The sequence below is a fragment of the Eudoraea sp. genome, assembly GCF_049665975.1.
Taxonomy (GTDB): Bacteria; Bacteroidota; Bacteroidia; order Flavobacteriales; family Flavobacteriaceae; genus Eudoraea.
The window spans coordinates 1-19,278 of sequence record NZ_JBATGR010000529.1 but is presented as its reverse complement, the minus strand read 5'-3'; the positions used below and the strand labels follow the sequence as shown (position 1 = coordinate 19,278).

The 19,278-nt window shown below is 35.9% G+C and carries 21 protein-coding genes; 7 read left to right on the top strand and 14 right to left on the bottom strand.

Annotation, left to right across the window (positions count from 1 at the left end):
- Positions 1-278 (top strand): NUDIX domain-containing protein (locus WBN20_RS16735; RefSeq protein WP_424282509.1); only part of this gene is annotated, 278 nt, incomplete at its 5' end.
- Between the two features lie 126 nt (positions 279-404).
- Here the strand turns inward: WBN20_RS16735 and WBN20_RS16730 are convergent.
- The 4 genes from WBN20_RS16730 to WBN20_RS16715 all read right to left on the bottom strand — a co-directional run bounded on the left by WBN20_RS16730 (position 405) and on the right by WBN20_RS16715 (position 5,098).
- A complete protein-coding gene (locus WBN20_RS16730; RefSeq protein WP_424275853.1) occupies positions 405-809 on the bottom strand; it encodes a response regulator in 405 nt (134 codons plus the stop codon).
- Positions 796-3,453 (bottom strand): PAS domain S-box protein, encoded by a 2,658-nt coding sequence (locus tag WBN20_RS16725; RefSeq protein ID WP_424282508.1) that lies wholly within the window; start codon positions 3,451-3,453, stop codon positions 796-798. Before WBN20_RS16725 ends, WBN20_RS16730 begins: the two co-directional genes overlap by 14 nt.
- 180 nt (positions 3,454-3,633) lie before the next feature.
- Positions 3,634-4,089 carry a pantetheine-phosphate adenylyltransferase gene (coaD, locus tag WBN20_RS16720; RefSeq protein WP_424272764.1) on the bottom strand — a complete coding sequence of 152 codons (456 nt, stop codon included), beginning with the start codon at positions 4,087-4,089 and terminating at the stop codon, positions 3,634-3,636.
- 34 nt (positions 4,090-4,123) lie between these two features.
- Positions 4,124-5,098, bottom strand: a complete 975-nt coding sequence (locus WBN20_RS16715) for a D-alanine--D-alanine ligase (protein ID WP_424282507.1) — start codon at positions 5,096-5,098, stop codon at positions 4,124-4,126.
- Positions 5,099-5,207: 109 nt separating this feature from the next.
- On the opposite strand from WBN20_RS16715, the gene WBN20_RS16710 reads away from it, so the two are divergent.
- The 4 genes from WBN20_RS16710 (at position 5,208) to WBN20_RS16695 (ending at position 8,106) form a co-directional block, all read left to right on the top strand.
- Positions 5,208-5,795 carry a PASTA domain-containing protein gene (locus WBN20_RS16710; RefSeq protein WP_424273434.1) on the top strand — a complete coding sequence of 196 codons (588 nt, stop codon included), beginning with the start codon at positions 5,208-5,210 and terminating at the stop codon, positions 5,793-5,795.
- Between the two features lie 3 nt (positions 5,796-5,798).
- The gene (locus WBN20_RS16705; protein WP_424282506.1) at positions 5,799-6,824 is read left to right on the top strand and encodes an RluA family pseudouridine synthase; all 1,026 of its coding nucleotides are present in this window, start codon (positions 5,799-5,801) and stop codon (positions 6,822-6,824) included.
- A gap of 97 nt (positions 6,825-6,921) precedes the next feature.
- Entirely contained in the window at positions 6,922-7,683 is a 762-nt protein-coding gene (gene yaaA / locus WBN20_RS16700) for a peroxide stress protein YaaA (protein ID WP_424282505.1), read from the top strand.
- Positions 7,684-7,740: 57 nt separating this feature from the next.
- Entirely contained in the window at positions 7,741-8,106 is a 366-nt protein-coding gene (locus WBN20_RS16695) for a hypothetical protein (RefSeq protein ID WP_424271295.1), read from the top strand.
- Here the strand turns inward: WBN20_RS16695 and WBN20_RS16690 are convergent.
- On the bottom strand, positions 8,103-8,231 hold the full coding sequence (locus WBN20_RS16690) for a 30S ribosomal protein THX (protein WP_424271297.1): 129 nt from the start codon (positions 8,229-8,231) through the stop codon (positions 8,103-8,105). The two genes, WBN20_RS16695 and WBN20_RS16690, sit on opposite strands and share 4 nt — an antisense overlap.
- Positions 8,232-8,362: 131 nt before the next feature.
- Between WBN20_RS16690 and WBN20_RS16685 the strand changes: the two genes are divergently transcribed.
- Positions 8,363-9,031: a uracil-DNA glycosylase family protein gene (locus WBN20_RS16685; RefSeq protein ID WP_424282504.1), complete on the top strand. Its 669-nt coding sequence runs from the start codon at positions 8,363-8,365 to the stop codon at positions 9,029-9,031.
- Between the two features lie 264 nt (positions 9,032-9,295).
- Entirely contained in the window at positions 9,296-11,842 is a 2,547-nt protein-coding gene (locus WBN20_RS16680) for a phosphoenolpyruvate carboxylase (RefSeq protein WP_424282503.1), read from the top strand.
- Between the two features lie 74 nt (positions 11,843-11,916).
- On the opposite strand, the gene WBN20_RS16675 is transcribed toward WBN20_RS16680, so the two are convergent.
- From WBN20_RS16675 to WBN20_RS16635, 9 genes are all read right to left on the bottom strand, one after another.
- Complete coding sequence (locus WBN20_RS16675; RefSeq protein ID WP_424272632.1) at positions 11,917-13,410, bottom strand: M20/M25/M40 family metallo-hydrolase; 1,494 nt, start codon at positions 13,408-13,410, stop codon at positions 11,917-11,919.
- Between the two features lie 41 nt (positions 13,411-13,451).
- Positions 13,452-13,676 carry a hypothetical protein gene (locus WBN20_RS16670; RefSeq protein ID WP_424272633.1) on the bottom strand — a complete coding sequence of 75 codons (225 nt, stop codon included), beginning with the start codon at positions 13,674-13,676 and terminating at the stop codon, positions 13,452-13,454.
- The gene (gene trpA / locus WBN20_RS16665; protein WP_424282502.1) at positions 13,673-14,446 is read right to left on the bottom strand and encodes a tryptophan synthase subunit alpha; all 774 of its coding nucleotides are present in this window, start codon (positions 14,444-14,446) and stop codon (positions 13,673-13,675) included. Before trpA ends, WBN20_RS16670 begins: the two co-directional genes overlap by 4 nt.
- 14 nt (positions 14,447-14,460) lie before the next feature.
- Positions 14,461-15,642, bottom strand: coding sequence for a tryptophan synthase subunit beta (gene trpB / locus WBN20_RS16660; RefSeq protein ID WP_424272635.1), 1,182 nt, complete (start codon positions 15,640-15,642; stop codon positions 14,461-14,463).
- Between the two features lie 13 nt (positions 15,643-15,655).
- The gene (locus WBN20_RS16655) at positions 15,656-16,297 is read right to left on the bottom strand and encodes a phosphoribosylanthranilate isomerase (protein WP_424282501.1); all 642 of its coding nucleotides are present in this window, start codon (positions 16,295-16,297) and stop codon (positions 15,656-15,658) included.
- Positions 16,294-17,079, bottom strand: a complete 786-nt coding sequence (trpC, locus tag WBN20_RS16650) for an indole-3-glycerol phosphate synthase TrpC (RefSeq protein ID WP_424282500.1) — start codon at positions 17,077-17,079, stop codon at positions 16,294-16,296. Before trpC ends, WBN20_RS16655 begins: the two co-directional genes overlap by 4 nt.
- Positions 17,079-18,071: an anthranilate phosphoribosyltransferase gene (trpD, locus tag WBN20_RS16645; RefSeq protein ID WP_424282499.1), complete on the bottom strand. Its 993-nt coding sequence runs from the start codon at positions 18,069-18,071 to the stop codon at positions 17,079-17,081. The genes trpC and trpD overlap by 1 nt, the downstream gene beginning before the upstream one ends.
- Before the next feature lie 33 nt (positions 18,072-18,104).
- The gene (locus WBN20_RS16640) at positions 18,105-18,671 is read right to left on the bottom strand and encodes an anthranilate synthase component II (RefSeq protein ID WP_424282498.1); all 567 of its coding nucleotides are present in this window, start codon (positions 18,669-18,671) and stop codon (positions 18,105-18,107) included.
- A gap of 20 nt (positions 18,672-18,691) precedes the next feature.
- The coding region (locus tag WBN20_RS16635; protein ID WP_424282497.1) for an anthranilate synthase component I family protein at positions 18,692-19,278 on the bottom strand (587 nt) is incomplete at its 5' end.

Here is a 19,278-nt window from a genome sequence, read left to right as displayed (position 1 = left end):
CTATAGAAGAATGTGCACTTAGAGAAGTTGAGGAAGAAACTGGGGTAAAAGGGTTAAAGATTGAAAACTTTTTGCGGACTACCTACCACATTTTTAAAAGAAACGGAATCTACAAACTCAAGGAAGTTCATTGGTATGCAATGAAAACAACTTATAAGGGAAAGTTAGTTGGTCAAAAAAGCGAGGGTATAGAAAAAGTAAAATGGAAAGGGCCACAGAAAATTCAGAAGGCCCTGGAAAATTCTTATACCAATATAAAATCATTATTTGCTGATTAGTTTTCTTTTGGTAAGCGTGTCCATAGGAAAACGGCATACATGACATAGCAAATGGTAAGCTGCATTATATTTTGAGCGCATATATATTGCAATACATCAAGCGAAGTTTGACTAAAGGCTTATAACCTAAGCTGCCTTCGTAATCTCTTCAATCTCCTTCTTTTGTATAGGTTTGTTTTTGTAATCTATGATGTGGTGCGTTCTGGACATATAGTGTTGCCAGCTCTCTCTATCGGCCGGATCAATAGACGAAGTTAAGATGTTGATTCTTATTTTATGTGGTATGGGCAATGTTATGAACTCCTCAAGAAATTGCCATCCATCCATTATAGGCATGTTTATGTCCAAAAATATAACCTCAGGGACCTCTTTATTATTTTTTATAATACTTTTAAAATCATCAATGGCCTCTTTCCCATTTACATAAGTATTTATGTTCTCGCTTACATTTAAGGAGCTAAGCATCCTTTTAATTCCAAATACAGTTATTGGATCATCATCTACTATGGCTATTGATTTAAGCTTTATCATTAAAATATATGTTAAACGTAGTTCCTTTACCCACTTCACTGCAGGCCATAATCTTTCCATTCATGGCTTCAACTTGATTTTTGGTAATGTATAACCCAATGCCCCGTGCATCTGAATTATCATGGAATGTTTTATACATTCCGAATAATTTTTCACCATATTTATTCAAATCAATGCCAAGTCCGTTATCTTCAATACTTAAAATAGTATATTTCTCATTTTTAGACACAGTTAATTTAATAACCGGATCACGACTATTGTCCTTATATTTTACAGCATTGGTTATAAAGTTCATAATTATGCTGTCTATATAAGCGGGTATTACTTTTACATAAGTATCATCGGGAATATTATTGATAATTTTAGCATTGTTCTTTTTAAGAAAAGCCGCTAAATTTTTCTCTGCAGCTGCAATCTTATTGTTTAATTTTACTGGTTTTTTATCTAGGTTTACGTTTGTACTAATGGCCACCACTTCATTGAGGTTATCCAGGGTTTCCAATAGGTTATCGGATGCCTCAGTTAGCATTTTTATTATATTTTCTTGTTCATTCGCGTCTTTCTCCTCGACCAGAAACTCCAGTAACATGGAAAAATTTGCTGTATGCGACCTTAAATTATGTGATACAATGTGTGCGAAATTAATTAACTGTTTGTTTTGAATGGAAGTTACATTAATAAGATCTCTAAGTTCCTGTTCTTGTTGTTTAAGATCAGAAATATCCATGCTTATTCCTATCAGACCACTGGCCTTACCATCCGGGCCAATAAGTGGAATTTTAGAAGTCATAAATTTAGTTAAACTTCCATCTTTTTTGACACTTATTGTTTCTTTACCCAAAATTGGATTTAAGGTATTAATAACATCCAGGTCTTCCTCTCTGGAAATTAAGGCAGATTTTTCATCGTAAAAATCATAATCACTTTTACCTAAAACCTCAGATTCTTCTTTAAACCCACAATAAAACAATTCTGATTTATTCACTAAAATTTTCCTGGATTCCAGATCTTTTATATATACATTGAGAGGTAAGTTATCTATTAATGTCTTTAGTAGTTTTTGCTCTTCCCTAATTTGATTTTCTTTTTTCTTTACTTCAGAGATGTTCTGTGCAGTAGACCAAAGTAATTTTCTCCCTTTTTTATTTCCCACCAGGGAGCCACTTATTAAAACAGGGTAGCTTGTTCCATCTTTTTTAACGAAAATATGTTCAAAAGGACCATAAGTGCCTTTGGATTCTACTTCCTTAATGAAATTAATCAATTTATGCCTGGATGAATCAGGTATAATATCGGCGTACCTTAGGTTAGCCATGTCTTCCTTGCTATAGGATGTCGCCGCTTCGAAGGAACTGTTAAAATCAAGAATCTCCCCGGTTTCAAGATCACTGAGTATATAAGCAATTGGGGATAACTCATATAAGGCCCTAAATTTCTGTTCACTTATTTTCAGTTTCTGTCTGGCCTCAACCATTTCTTTTATCATACGTCCCTCGGCCAAAAGAGATACTACTCTGTTATCTTCGTTGTAAATAGGTTTTAAACTGAAATCCACAGGGATAGGTTGTTTGTTTTTATCAAGAACAACTATCTCACTCCGCATAAACTCACCCTGGGCTGCGGCAGCTATAACTTGCTTTAACCCTTCTTTTACCATATCCGGAATTGGCCACCAATATGCGTCCCAAAACTTCTTATTAACGATATCTTCCTGTTTGAGGTCTGAAAATTGTAAAGCAGTATCGTTAACTTCAAGGAAAGTACCATCAATATCTAAAATACCTGTAAACTGATAAGAAGAATTAAAAATACTGCTGAAAATACGCTCTTGTTCTTCAGTTCTTGCCTTGGATAATACTTCATCGGTTATATCTTTGAATGTTCCGATAAGGCCCAAAAACTTTTCATCTTTAAAAACGGGTTTTCCTGCAGCTATAACGGAGATTTCTTTCCCTTTTGCTGTTATTAATTGTAAAGTTTCATTCCAGGATATTCCCTTGGTCATAGCTCTGTCAACCGCCATAGCTACCGTATTTCTACTATAACCTTCCTTATAAAAATTAATACCACCTTCAATATCTGGTTTAAAATCCTCAGGTACCTCATGAATACATTTGGTTATTTTACACCATGTTAGTTTATCATTAACCGCATCATACTCCCAACTTCCAATTTTTGATATTTCGGATTTATCCCTAAATAAAATTTCAAGTTTCTCTAATTTAATATCATCAAAAATAGTCTTGGAAATATCCTTAGTTTGAATAATGACACCAATAATATTTTCCTTTTCGTCATACCACGGAACATTTATCCACTCAAACCATTTTTCATTTTTTTGAGTGTCATAAAAATTTTCTATTCCAGTTAGCCTGGCTTTACCTTTGAATACACTATGGAGATCTTTTTTCCAGGATTTACTGATGTTACCAAAGAGCTCAAATAAGGACTTACCATGAACATCCCTATTTGTAAAATCGAAATCAGTAATCCACTTATCTGAAGCATGGATTATTTTAAATTTTTTATCTACGAATACCGTTGAAACTGGTAATTGCTTTATAAGGTAATCATTAGATGGTGTTTGGGTCTCACGCAACATTATGCCGTAATTTCTTACTAAAGTAATACGATTTTCTATCATTTGTCAATGATTGTTGTGAACTCCTCCAAACTCGTTGTGTGACTTCAATTTTACATAGGGTACAGGTTAAAATAACACAAAAAGAAAGTAAATTCCTACTAAAATATAATATTTAGTAAAATTTTGAGCATAGGATAAAAAGCCCTTAGGCGAGCAAATAAGAGTGTTAATCGATAAAATTCATGATAATTTAACAGTATTGGGTACTAAAACACTATAATCCCCTCCATTTCTGATTACATCTCTTACAATTGATGAGCTAATAAAGGATTTACCGGAAGCGGTAAGTAGAAAAACTGTTTCAATATCTGAAAGCTTTCTATTTGTATGAGCAATGGCTTTTTCGAACTCAAAATCTCCCGGGTTACGAAGTCCGCGAAGAATATATGTTGCATTTACTTTCTTACAAAAATCTATAGTCAGGCCTTCATAAGTCATAATTTTGACTTTTGGCTCGTCTTTAAAAGCCTCTGAAATAAAAGTCATCCGTTCTTTTAGAGAGAACATATATTTTTTTTCAGCATTTATTCCGATAGCAATGATCAGTTCATCAAATAGACAAATTCCCCTTTCTATAATATCAGAATGGCCCAAAGTTATCGGATCAAAAGAACCTGGAAAAATAGCTCGCTTCATTGGGATTCTTATTTAGTATTTAAATGTACTCAATTTACTTCAATGCTTCATCTATGGCGCTTTCAAAAAGTTCAGGCAAACTAATACCTGCTATTTGTGCCTGCTGGGGAAGAATACTCTCTTCGGTTAAGCCGGGAGTTGTATTCATCTCTAACATGTGAGGTTCGTTCCCGATAAATATAAATTCGCTTCTGGAAAAACCTTTCATTTTTAAAACTTCATAAGCCTTTTTGGCCTGATATCTAATGTTTTCTTCCTGGGTTTTGGTTAAAAGGGCAGGGGTAATTTCATTTGACTTTCCCTCATATTTTGCTTCATAATCAAAAAAATCATTATCTGTTACAATTTCAGTTAAAGGCAATACCATAGTTTTGCCTTTAAAGGTTATAACGCCAACGGAAACTTCTTTACCGTTGAGAAAAGATTCAATAATAATCTCATCGTCCTCAAGAAATGCCTTGTCTATTGCTGCTTTTAAATCATTTTTTTTATAAACTTTCGAGATTCCAAAACTACTACCGGCTTTGTTTGCTTTTACAAAACAGGGCAGGCCAACCTTTTCAATAATGGCCTGATGATTAATGGTATCGCCCAAATTCAGATAGTAAGAATTTGCTGCTTTAATACCATAAGGTTTAAGTGTACTTAGCAAATCTCTTTTATTAAAGGTTAGGGCTGCCTGATAATGACCGCACGAAGTTTGAGGAATTTCTAAAAGGGCAAAATAGGCCTGCATTAATCCATCTTCCCCCGGTGAACCATGAATTGCATTAAATACGCAATCGAATGTGAGAATGCGATTCTGAATCTTTATTGAAAAATCGTGCTTGTTTACAATTGTTTCATTTTCTTCTTTATCCAGGTAAACCCATTTTTCTTTGGAAATTACAATACGATATGCATTAAATTTCTGCTTATCTAAATATTTAAAAACCACATTACCACTCTTTAATGAGATTTTATACTCACTGGAATAGCCCCCCATAATAATGGCAATATTCTTTTTCATGTCATGTTATATAAATAAACTCTTAACCAGTTTAGACAAATATCACGATTTTAACGTAAATAAAAAATGATAGGGTTTCCTATATTTGTGTCATATATAAAAAAAAGCGATGAAGAATTTTTGGAATTTTCTTAGAAGTAAAGTTTTTCTGTTCAATATAGGACTTGCTTTTTTAGTTATAGTTGTTTTATCCGTATTTGCCTTACAATGGTTAAAAAAATCAACCAAGCATGGAGAATTTGTTGAGGTCCCGGATTTATCAAAGTTATCTGTTATGGAAATGAGAGATGTTATAGAGGATGCGAATTTGCGATATGAAGTATTAGATTCAGCCAATTTTAATCCTGAATATCCCAGATTTTCTATAATTGAACAGGATCCTCCTGCAGGGAATGAGGTGAAAGAAAATAGAAAAATATATATTACGGTTAATCCTTCCGGTTATAAAAAAGTAACAGTACCAAATATTATTCAGGTTACTCAACGTAATGCAGGATCAATGCTCCGGGCTGTTGGATTAGATGTTGAACGTGTCACTTATATTGATGAGCTGGGAAAGGATATGGTATACTATATTAGGTTCAAGGGAAAGACTATCAATCCTGGAGACAAAATACCAAAAACTTCAAAAATTGAATTGGTATGCGGAAACGGAACAATAACTGGCCGGGCGCAAGTCAAAGCCGATTCAGAATAAGAAATGGCAATTGCGAACACTTCAGATCCTGAAGAAGATGAGCTTTATGAGCATTATAATTTCGTTGCTTCCAAAGGGCAGGAACCTTTGCGTGTAGATAAGTTTTTAATGAATTTTATTGAAAATGCAACTCGGAATAAAATTCAGTTAGCTGCCAAGAAAGGCCATATTTGGGTTAACGAATCTGTTGTAAAACAAAACTACAAAGTAAAAGCAGGGGATGAGGTTAAGGTGTTCTTCGAACACCCACCTTATGAGTTTTTGTTGTCTCCCGAAGACATCCCTTTGAATATTGTCTATGAAGATGAAAGCCTTCTGGTTGTAAACAAACCTGCCGGAATGGTAGTACATCCTGGGCATGGTAATTATTCTGGCACCTTAATTAATGCTTTATTACATCATATAAAAAACTTACCTGTAAACTCTGATGAAAGGCCAGGTCTGGTTCATCGTATCGACAAGGATACTTCCGGATTATTGGTAATTGCCAAAACTGAAATGGCTATGACTTATTTGGCGAAACAATTTTTTGATAAAACCAGCGAGAGAGAATATTTAGCGCTGGTTTGGGGTAATATAGATGCAGACGAAGGAACCATCGAAGGACATATTGACCGTAATCCAAAAAACCGACTTCAAATGCAAGTTTTTCCTGATGGTGATAAGGGAAAAGCTGCAATTACACATTATAAAGTTTTAGAACGCTTAGGATATGTAACTCTGGTGGCTTGCAAGCTGGAGACTGGAAGAACACATCAGATTCGGGTGCACATGAAATATATTGGGCATACGATTTTTAATGACGAACGTTATGGGGGTGATAAAATATTAAAGGGCACAACTTTTACCAAATACAAACAGTTTGTAGAAAATGCTTTTAAAATCCTGCCAAGACAGGCTTTGCATGCTAAGACTCTTGGATTTGTACATCCGGTAAGTGGTAAAATGATGCGTTTTAATAGTGAATTGCCCGATGATATGGCAAATTGCATTGAGAAGTGGAGGCATTATTCCCGGCATTCTCAATAGCAATAAATTTCGTTGATAGGGGTATTGATAAGTCTTTTCATTCTTATAAAGGAATTCACAAAAATCCTCTTTACTTTTATCTTAAAATTATTGAAATATGAAGATTCTGCTTTCTCCCGCCAAGTCGCTAGACTTTGAACGCCCTTTAACCACGGTAAAATATTCACAACCGAAGTTTCTTGAGCAGTCTGAAAAACTAATTAAGGTACTGGTAAAGAAAAACCCTAAGTCCCTATCTAAATTAATGAGTATTTCAAATGACCTTGCTGAATTAAACTGGGAACGCAACCAAAAGTTTTCACTGCCATTCACCCCGGAAAATGCCCGTCCTGCCATATATGCTTTCAATGGGGATGTTTATCAGGGATTAGATGCATATAGTATTTCTGAGAATAAATTGGAAAAGTTGCAGGGCACAGTTCGAATCCTTTCGGGTTTATATGGCGTTTTAAAGCCTCTTGATCTTATTCAGCCCTATCGTTTGGAAATGGGGACACAATTAAAAATTGGTCGAAAAAAGAATCTTTATGATTTCTGGAAACAAAGTGTGACCAACTTTTTAAACGATGAATTGGAAGAAGGAGAGCTTTTTATTAATCTTGCCAGTAATGAGTATTTTGGTGCAGTGGATGAAAAAAAATTAAAAACCAATGTAATTACTCCTGTATTTAAGGATTGGAAAAACGATAAACTCAAAGTAATTAGTTTCTTCGCTAAAAAAGCCCGTGGTTCCATGGTACGTTATATACTGGATACAGATTCAAAAACTCTTGAAGATATAAGAGGATTTAACCTGGACGAATATATCTACAGTAAAGAGCACACTTTAAAAGAAAATCAACCCGTTTTTGTTCGATAGAATAATTTTCTGAAGCTTGCGTTTATAATATGAAGTTCTATTAATAAACAACTTGCAATGAAAAATATTGGTTTTGTTCTACTCACATTTTTAGTATTTACATTAAGCTGTACAGACAGGGATGATAATGTAGATACAATTAATATCCGTATCAAGAATGATAGTAATATCAATTTTGATGAGGTACAGGTGGGTACCAATGAAGAATTGTATACAAATATAGCACCTGGCGATTATTCAAATTATTTGGTATATGAAATGGCTTATCAATACGCCTTTGTAGAAATCAAATCCGGGGAAGACATTTATGTACTTCAGCCTATTGATTTTGTAGGGGAAACGGAACTTCCCATTGGCTTTTACACCTATAAGCTGAATATAAATGAAGAAGGAGAAGTTAGTCTGCAGTTTGTTGTTGACTAGGCTTTGGCTTTAGCCTTTTTTTTCTTTACAACCACCACTTTTACCTTCGACTTTTTCGGTCTTAGAACTCCATATGATTTATTGGAAATCTTGCCTCTTTTGGTTTTAATATCCCCTTTACCCATAAGTGCTATATATTTCACTTAAAGTACAAAATTTAGTATTAAAAAGCAATCTGCCATTTTGCCTTTTTGCAAAATACTATCTTTATAACTTTGTGAGATTATTTAGAAATCAGCGATAATTAGTATTCAGATTGTTTTTACATACCCATCCTTATCCACCTTTTTTGTTTGATGCCGCCACAAAACTCATTGTGGGTACCCTGCCACCCCCGAGGTTTACGACAGGGGATTTGAGAAAAGGGGATGTCGATTTTTGTTATGGGAGCAGGGATGGTCAGTTATGGCCTATTTTGAATCAAATTTTTGGATTGAACTTAAAGTACGAAACAACCAATGAGGCTGTAAAACAACGTATGGATTTTTTAATAGAACAAAGAATTGGAATCTGCGATATTGTTGAAAGTGCAGAGCGAATTAAAGTAGATGCATCCGATTTGGGTATGAAGAATGTTACCCTTAGGAACATTATTGCCTATTTACATAACTACACAAATGTAGAATGGTTATTGTTTACCGGAGGAAATAGCAAAAACGGGCCAGAATATTTTTTTAGAAAACATATTAAGGAGCATGGTTTAAAATTAGAGCCAATTTCTGAAGGGATTCCGCGGGTACATAAGTTTACACTTTCTGGTAATTTAAAAAGGACTATCAGAACGGTATCCTTAACAGCACCTTCCGGTTCTGCTAATAGGGCCGTGGGCAGTTTTGAGTCTTTTAAAAGGGAAAAAATAGAGAATCCACAGTATACGACATTGCAATTTAGAGTAGATCAATACCTTCCTTTTTTTAAACACTAAAATTGTACTGTTTAGAAATGTTGAATAATCTTAGTAGGTTAGAAAAAAAATATTCTATAATGGCATTGTTTTAAATCTGTAATGATTGTTTTTTATATTGGGATTTATATTGAGAAATATGTTGGTTTTTTTATGAAGACAAATTATTTTGTGATTTGCCACTTTTCTGGCTAAAGATTATATTATAATGCGGATATTTAGAGATTTAAGCCAATATTTAGGGCCGACAATTAAGAGGATTCAATTGAATAGTTAAGAAAATTTATGCATAAGACGGAAAGATTAGAGGAATTTAAAAAATTGGTTAAAAATAAGTTCTACGTTTATAACAGCTTGTTTTTAAATTTGCCCTATCAGGGGATCGAAAATGTGGGGATGCTCATTCCCCTTTTGTTTGATCAATGTGAAAAAGGACTGAAATCTGGCAAAAATCCACAACAAATTTTGGATTTATTTTTCCAGAACTACGCAAATATAGATACCGAGCAGGCAAGAATTGATTTTATGTTCAGTGTCATTCAATATGTTGAAAGACAAGTGGTATTGTATGATAGTGTGGAAGATGCCGCATTTCCGAAGTTACATGAACATTCAAGCTCTTTATCCATAAAAGATTACTTTCAGTTAGTAGATAAAAATAAGAGCTGGGAAAAGATTGCAAAGAAATTATCAACCTTTAGTGCGCGTATTGTTTTAACGGCTCATCCGACTCAGTTCTATACCCCGGCTGTACTTGATATCATTGAAGAATTAAAATCGTTAATTCTTGAAGATAAGATTAATGATATTGATGTTGTTCTTCAACAGTTGGGGCTCACTTCGTTAATAAATACAAAGAAGCCTACACCATTAGATGAAGCAAAAAACATTATTTACATTCTCAGAAATGTATACTATGCTGCTGTCGGGGATTTATTCACATATATTAAAAGCAATATAGAGAATGATGATTTTGATAATTACAATATTATTAAACTGGGATTTTGGCCTGGTGGCGACAGAGACGGGAATCCATTTGTAACGGCAGATATTACCAAGGATGTGGCAGATGAACTCCGTATTAACCTAATGAAATGTTACTATAACGACCTCAAAATTCTTCGTAAAAAACTTACTTTTAAAGACCTGCTCCTTGACCTGAATAATTTAAGGGACAGACTTTACGTAGCTATGTTCGACACCAATAGAGTAGTAAGCTATGATGATATTATCGGACCATTGCTTACTGTAAGAGAAATTTTGATAGATAAGTACAATTCGCTTTACCTGAAACAACTGGATGATCTTATTGACAAGGTAAAAATATTTAAGACACATTTTGCTACGCTGGATATTCGTCAGGACCACAGTAAACACAGACTGGTAGTTGAAACGGTTCTTAAGACCAATAATTACATTAAGGAAAGCCTTGACGAACTTGCCGAAGATGAATTAACAAATTTACTTCTCAACGAAAAGTTGAAATTGGACTCTAAGGATTTCAATGATGAAATTGTAAAAGATACTATTGCAAATATCTCCCACTTAAGGGATATTCAGAATAAAAACGGGGAAGAAGGTTGTAACCGATATATTATTAGTAATTCTGAGGACATCTATTCAGTTCTTTTTGTTTATGGCCTATTCAGATGGTGCGGTTGGGAGAAGGATAAAATTACTTTTGATATCGTTCCGCTTTTTGAAACAATGAACGGAATGGATACTGCCGAGGCCACGATGCAATACTTATTTGATTTACCCGACTACCGTTCGCATCTCGAACAACGCGGTAGTAAACAGACCATGATGCTCGGATTCTCCGATGGAACGAAAGATGGGGGTTATTTAAAGGCTAACTGGTCTATTTTAAAAACCAAGGAAGTTTTGTCAAAAGTTTGTTCAAAGAACGGAATTGATGCAATATTCTTTGACGGCAGAGGTGGGCCACCTGCACGCGGAGGTGGAAAAACGCATCGCTTTTATGCTGCACAAACTAAGGATATAGCTAATAATGAAATACAATTAACCATTCAGGGGCAGACCATAACAAGCACGTATGGCACAAAGGAACAGTTTATGCATAATTCTGAACAGTTGTTAACGGCTGGATTATCTAATAACCTCTTTGGCAAAGAAAATGTGATCTCCAGGGAATCACGAAAGTTGATGGAAGAACTCTCAGATCTTAGTTTTGAGAAATACGATGCCCTTAAGCAACATGAAATGTTTATTTCCTATCTCGAAAACAGGAGTACGTTAAAATATTATACCAAGGCTAATATTGGCAGCAGACCCGGAAAGAGGGGTAAAAAGGCAAAATTAGAACTTGCAGATCTAAGAGCAATATCTTTTGTGGGTTCATGGAGCCAACTAAAACAAAATGTGCCCGGTTATTTTGGTATAGGTACGGCTATTAAAAAACTGAAAGATGAGGGAAGGCTGAGAGAATTAAAAAAGCTATACAAGGAAGTTCCTTTCTTTGAAACATTAATGCGCAACAGTATGATGTCTTTAACTAAGTGTTATTTTGAGCTCACAAGTTATATGAAGGATGATAAGGAATATGGTGATTTCTGGAATATCCTGCATGATGAATTTCAGTTGTCAAAACAAATGTTATTGCTCATAAGCAATTCCGAAATGCTTATGGAAAATGAAGCTGTTTCAAGAGAATCTATTAAGATCAGGGAAAATATTGTACTTCCGTTATTGGTCATTCAACAATATGCCCTGCATCAAATCAGCGAGAATTCGAAATATAAAGCGCTTTATGAAAAAATAGTCACCCGTTCATTATATGGAAATATTAATGCAAGTAGAAATTCTGCATAGTCATTATTGAGACTGGTTTTAGTAAAAGTCAGAGCACTTTGAAGATTATTAACTGGTAAAGGCTATTAATCTCTTTATTCCATTTTAGTGCTCATAATTGCGTAGAATACCTGAATTCCATAAGCAATCTGACCGATTTTTAAATTTTCGTTAGGGCTGTGTTGATTGTTGTCCGGATTCACAAGAGGAACAAGAAAAGCCGGAATCTTAAGTTCGTTAATAAAAGGTGCAATAGGAACAGTACCGCCCATGATCCTAATTTGTACTACATCCTCTGAGAATGTCTTTTTAAATGTACCCACCAGGAAATTACCGAAAGGGTTGTCCAAATCTGTTCTGAATGCATCTGTGACCGAGCCCTCTGTAATAGTGATGATTTTCTCGTGCTTCATTCTTTGGTTCATATCCGGCACCTCAGTCATCACAATATACCCTTGATTTTCGATGTGTTTCTTTACCAGGTTTTTCAAACGATCTCCATCAGATTCCGGTACAAGGCGAATGTCTATTTCAGCAGTAGCGCTGGCAGGGACAATAGTCCGTGCTTTTTCGCCAACCCATCCTGAAGATAACCCCCGAATATTCAATGAAGGATATTGCATGGATTCCTGATAAAAAGCGCCCACCTTTTCGGGCTGTTTGATAGCAAGATGGGTGTTTATGGTTTTGGCAACATCCGGTACACTTTGGAGTATATTCATTGTTGATTCATCAATACTAATTCCGTCATAGTAGCCATCAATTAGTACTCTTCCATCTGGATCTTTCATACTGGCTAATACCTGGGCTAATTGAAACCCGGGATTTGGAGCATAATTACCATAATGACCACTGTGCTGAGGCATTATTGGACCGTAGGTAGTTAGTGTTAATGTTGTTATGCCTCTGGTGCCATAAGCAATTGTTGGTTTGCCCGAAGAATGGACAGGACCATCTGAAATGACCAGATAATCTGCTTCTAACAACTCTCGATATTCCTTTACCGCTTTTGGCAGAGGCGCACTACTTTTCTCTTCTTCCCCATCTAATATTACTTTAATATTAAACGGAATATTTACATTGTTTTTTTTCAAAAGATCTATGGTGTTCAGGAACATTACAATTGGGCCTTTATCGTCTGAAGTGGAACGACCAAATAGGCGCCAATCATAATTCACATCCTCCTTTAAATCATCAAATGAAAGCGTTTTCCATTCATCATTATCCTTTGTTTTAAGAACTACTTTGTAGGGATCTGGTTGATCCCACTTGGAAGGATCCACGGACTGTCCGTCGAAATGCATATAAAAGAGAATGGTTGGTTTGGTATCTTCCATGGGGAGGGCTGCAAAAAAAAGGGACTCTCCTTCAGTGGGGAGTACGGATGAATTAAATCCTCTTTCATTAAATTTTTTGGTGAGCCATGACAGATTTCTGTTGATATCTGAATGATCTAAGGCATCGTTTGGGATTGCTACAAATTCTCGAAGTTCATCAATAGTATGCCTTACTTGTGATTTTAATTCAAGGTCTTGCGCGTTGTTACTCCAAAAAATGAGAAGAAACAATGGGGCTATTAATTTTTTCATATAGTCATTTGAATTGATAAAAGATTTAAAAATAGGGATTTCTACGTGTTGAGCAAGTGCTTAAGCTTTAAAATAATCAAGCGAGATAAAAGTATAAAAGGAAACCCATGTAAAACAAGATCAAACCAATCTATAGGTTTCATTCCAACACCTCCTCCAAAAACCCATTTTAATTTACCCCATAAATGGGGCTCAGGAAAAAAAGGAGCCATTCCCAGGGTCAGACATAACAGGATTACAATTTTCCAATTGTTAATTATACTCATGGTTTCGGGTTAAGGTGTTTAATAAATTCTGAAATCCCGGTAATACCTTGCTGTGAAAGCATTTTAATAAAGGCAGAACCAATTATTGCGCCCTTGGCAGTCCTTGTAGCTTGTTCAAATGTTCGGGCATTACTAATACCAAAACCTACAATTTGAGGATTTTTAAGATTCATCCGGGCAATTCGCTCAAAATAAGCTTCTTGTTCTTCTCCCAATCCTTGCTTAGCCCCAGTAGTACTGGCAGAGCTTACCATATAAATAAATCCTTCTGAAGCATCGTCTATTTGCCTAATACGTGTATCACTGGTTTGTGGAGTAATTAAAAAAATATTGATTAAGTTATATTTTTTAAAGATAGTATCATATTCTAACTTGTATACGTCCAGAGGTAAATCTGGAAGGATAAGACCATCAACACCTATTTCCTGGCATTTTTTGCAGAAATTCTCTACTCCGTACTGCAAAACAGGATTAAAATATCCCATGATGATCAGAGGAATTGAAACTGTTTTTCTTATTTCTTTCAATTGATTAAACAGTAAATCTGTTCCCATGCCATTTTTTAAGGCTATTGTAGAACTTTCCTGAATGGTAGGCCCATCTGCCAACGGATCACTGAATGGTAAGCCTATTTCGATCATATCAACACCGCTTTTTTCCAAATCCTGAATAATAGAAACCGTATCATTCAGACAGGGATAACCGGCAGAGAAGTAAATAGAAAGCACCTTTTTGTCTTCTCCCAACTTTTTTTGTATTCTGTTCTTCATTTTATGGAAACCAATTATAATTTGAAATAATCTATATAGGTCTGTAAGTCTTTATCACCTCTGCCAGAAAGGTTTATAACAACAATATCGTCTGGCTCAAACTTTCTGTGGTCAAATATGGCGAAAGCATGTGATGTTTCTATAGCTGGGATAATGCCTTCTAATTGAGATACCATTAATCCTGCTGTCATAGCCTCGTCATCGGTAATAGAAATAAATTCACCTCTTCCGGAAGTGTACAAATGGGCGTGCATAGGACCTACTCCCGGGTAATCCAGACCTGCGGAAATAGAATACGGTTCAGTTATCTGACCATCTTGAGTTTGCATAAGTAGTGTTTTACTACCGTGAATAATTCCAACCTTTCCAAGAGCAGAAGTTGCTGCACTTTTTCCGGAATGAACTCCTTTGCCGGCAGCTTCCACAGCAATGATCCCAACATCTTTATTATCCAGATAATGATAATAAGTACCAGCGGCGTTGCTTCCGCCACCCACACAGGCCACAACATAATCGGGGTTCGGAGTACCTTCTTTATCTAGCAACTGAGACTGTATTTCCTCTGAAATTACTGATTGAAATCTGGCTACCATATCGGGATAGGGATGAGGGCCAACAACGGAACCTATAATATAATGGGTGTTTACCGGATTATTTATCCAGTCGCGTATAGCCTCATTCGTAGCATCCTTGAGCGTCCTGCTACCCGATAGGGCGGGCCTTACTTCTGCTCCTAACATTTTCATTCTAGCCACATTAGGTGCTTGACGTGCAATATCTATTTCGCCCATATAAACCACACACTCAATTCCCATAAGTGCACAAACTGTTGCAGTAGCCACTCCATGTTGTCCGGCACCTGTTTCTGCTATGATTCGTGACTTACCCAAACTTTTAGCCATTAAAATTTGCCCAATGGTATTATTGACTTTATGAGCACCTGTATGGCATAAATCTTCCCTTTTCAGATAAATTTTTGTTTTATATTTATTCGAAAGGCGATTAGCAAAATATAATGGTGTCGGCCTTCCAGCATAGTCTTTTAACAAGGTTTGGAATTCTTTAATAAATGAAGGTTCTTCCATAATCTGAAGGTAGTTCTGCCTGAGTTCTTCAGTATTAGGGTATAGCATTTCTGGTATAAATGCCCCTCCAAACTGTCCGTAATAGCCTTTTTCATCAGCATGATAAGTCATATTCTAGTATTTTTTATGAGTTGGTTTCAAACAACCGATTCTTAAATTTCTTTAATTTATCTATATCCTTCAGACCGGGAGATATTTCAAATCTACTATTGATATCAATTGCATGGCAATATTTAGATTCTTCTTTTTGCAGAAACTCTAAAACATTGTCAAGTTCCTCAAGGCCTATTCCGCCACTAAGGAAATAGGGTTTTTTTGATGGATACCCCTTTAGGACTTCCCAATTAAATTGATATCCATTGCCGCCGGGTAACTTACCCTTGGTGTCAAATAAAAAGAAATTCGATGAAGACTCATATGGGCTAAGTCGTGAGAAATCAAAGATGTCTTTTATGCTAAATACCTTTATAATCTGAACGTTACTGTTTTGATTTTTAAATTTCTTTTTTAGATTCTCACAGAATTCAGGAGATTCATTTCCATGCAATTGTATGGCATTTAAGCCATATGTATTTGTGCGATTTATAATTTCATCCAAATTGGCATCAACAAAAACTCCAACTTTTCTAATCGTCTTATGTAATTTAGGAATAGGCCCATCAAAAAAACGTTTGGAAGGCCTCCAGAATATAAACCCGAGATAATCTGGATGTAACTGGGCCACTGCCTCAATATTATGACTCATTCCGCAAATTTTCAGTTTCATTTTGCCATTTGTTTTATAAATTGCCTGGCGCTCTCACCGGGGTTAGTAGTTTTCATAAAGTTTTCTCCTACCAGGAAACCCTTATATCCAAATTCTCTTAGTGTATTAATAGCAGAAACAGAGCTAATACCACTTTCGGAGACCTTTACAAATTCATCAGGTATCTGGTGAGACAGTGCAGTGCTGGTTTCTAAGTTTACTTCAAATGTTTTTAGGTTACGATTATTTACGCCCAACATATCCAGACTAGGCATTATTGATTTAACCAACTCTTCTTCATTATGAACTTCCAGCAAAACATCCAAACCTAAACTTTTTGCTAATTCTGATAAAACCTTTATTTGTTTTCTTGTCAAAATAGCGGCAATAAGTAAAACAGTGTCAGCCCCGAAAGCACGGCCTTCTATTATCTGGTATTCGTCTATGATAAATTCCTTTCTTAACAATGGAAAATCAACAGCGGCTCTGGCTATTAATAAATCATCAAGAGACCCTCCAAAATATTTGGTGTCTGTTAAAACGGACATACCACAAGCACCTGCATTCATGTATCCTGTAGCAATGTCCTGAACACTAGAATTTTGATTGATCACAGATTTTGAAGGAGATCTTCTTTTGTGCTCTGCAATAACGCCCGTTTTACTTTTCCGCAATGCATTAGCCAGGGATACAGGCTCCCTTTGGAAGAGCAATGAAGCCTCTAATTGCTTAAGAGGGATTACAGTTTTTTTTAGGAGTAATTCCCTTTTCTTATCAACTACTATTTTTTCCAATATATCCATCACACACTTAATTGCTGTAATTTTCTTAGGGCATTTAGGCCATTTCTGTTTAGGAGAGATTCTTTCGCTTTTTCAAAACCTTGTTTAGGACTAATATTCAGAACTGTGGCGATAGCAACTCCCGCATTGGCGCAGACAACATTGTTTTGAGCTTCCGTGCCTTTACCCTGTAATATATTCATGAATATTTGGGCAGATTTATCAATGCTTTCGCCTCCTGCTATTTCATTTTCCTTTACAATTTCCACTCCAAAATCTGAAGGATTCAAAATAGCCTCGGTATTATTTGAAATAGTTTTAGTACTCCCCGTCAATGAAATCTCATCATATCCATCAAGGGAGTGAAGAACTGTGTATTTTTTATCGGTATTCTGATAGAGATACCCATACATTCGTGCTAATTCTAAATTAAAAACACCAACTATTTGATTTTTTGGAAAGGCAGGATTTACCATTGGTCCAAGCATGTTAAAAAAAGTTTTTACACCAAGTTCGCGTCGAATAGGCGCCACATTTTTCATAGCGGGATGAAACAAAGGGGCATGTAGTACACATATACCAGCTTCGTCTATCGACTTTCTCAGAAAGTCGGGATCATTGCTAAATTTAACACCTAAAAATTCCATTACATTGCTACTCCCACAGGTAGAAGATACCCCATAATTACCATGTTTAGTTACCTTAATACCAGCTCCTGCCGTAACAAAGGATGCCAGCGTAGAAATATTAAAAGTATCCTTGCCATCACCTCCTGTTCCGCAAAGATCAATCGGATTGTATTCAGATAGATCAATAGACAAGCATAGTTCTAACAATGCATCTCGAAATCCTTCTAATTCTTCAATTGTAATACTGCGCATCATGTAAACCGTAAGAAATGCAGCGATTTGGTTATTGTTATATGCCCCTTTGGCAATATTAACCAATACCTGTTTTGCATCTTCCTTGGAGAGGATGTCATGATTGATCAATTTATTTAGAATCGTTTTCATTTGTTTTAAATTTAATAGGGAATCACAAATAATTTAATTAACCATAAGCCAATTTTCAAGAATTTTCTTGCCTTGCGGAGTGAGCACAGATTCCGGATGAAATTGAACAGCACAAACATCATAAGTTTTGTGTCTTAATGACATCAGCTGGCCATTCTCATCAAATGAAGTAGCTTCAAGTACATCCGGAAGTTGAGGATCAACAACCCACGAATGATATCTGCCTACTACAATTTCCCTGGGTAAGCCTTCAAATAAAGGCTCCTCATCTTCGAGGATTATTTTTGTAGCGATCCCATGATAAACTTCGTCTAAATTTATCAACTTACCGCCGAAAACTTCCCCAATTGCCTGCTGGCCAAGGCAAACTCCAAATATACTTTTTGTTGGTGCATATTTGGCAATTATTTCTTTAAGTAGTCCAGCTTCATCAGGGATTCCAGGACCCGGCGAAAGTACTATTTTCCCAAAATCATCAACTTCCTCCAATTTTAGCTGGTCATTTCGTTTAACCACTACTTCGCAGCCCAAATCCTCCAGATAATGTACCAGGTTATAAGTAAAGCTATCGTAATTATCTATTACCAGTATTTTATTCATGACTAATTTATTGTCCTTTTTCAGATAGTTTCTGCAATTTCCAGGGCCTTATTAAGAGCTCCTAATTTATTGTAAGTTTCCTCCAGCTCTTTTTCCGGTTCTGAGGCAGCCACTAAACCTGCTCCTGCCTGGTAATGAAGTTGGTGATTCTTACTTAAGAAGGTCCGGATCATAATGGCGTGATTAAAATCTCCGTCAAAATCCATAAACCCGATGGCCCCACCGTAATAATCTCTGTTGGTAGTCTCATACTTTTCAATGAGTTGCATAGCCATATGTTTGGGTGCCCCACTAAGGGTACCTGCCGGAAAAGTGTCGGCTACAACTTTCATAGTTGGTGTTTCTTTTTTCTTTTGCCCCGTAACTTTTGAAACAAGATGAATAACATGAGAAAAGAACTGAACTTCCCTATAGTTTTCAACATTTACCATATTCCCGTGCCGGCTTAGATCGTTGCGCGCCAGGTCTACAAGCATGACATGCTCGCTATTTTCCTTTACATCTTCTGTTAATTTTTTAGCTAATAAAGCATCTTCTTCATCATTACCGGTTCTTTTGAAAGTCCCCGCAATTGGATGTATTTCAGCCTTCCCGTCTTTAACAATTA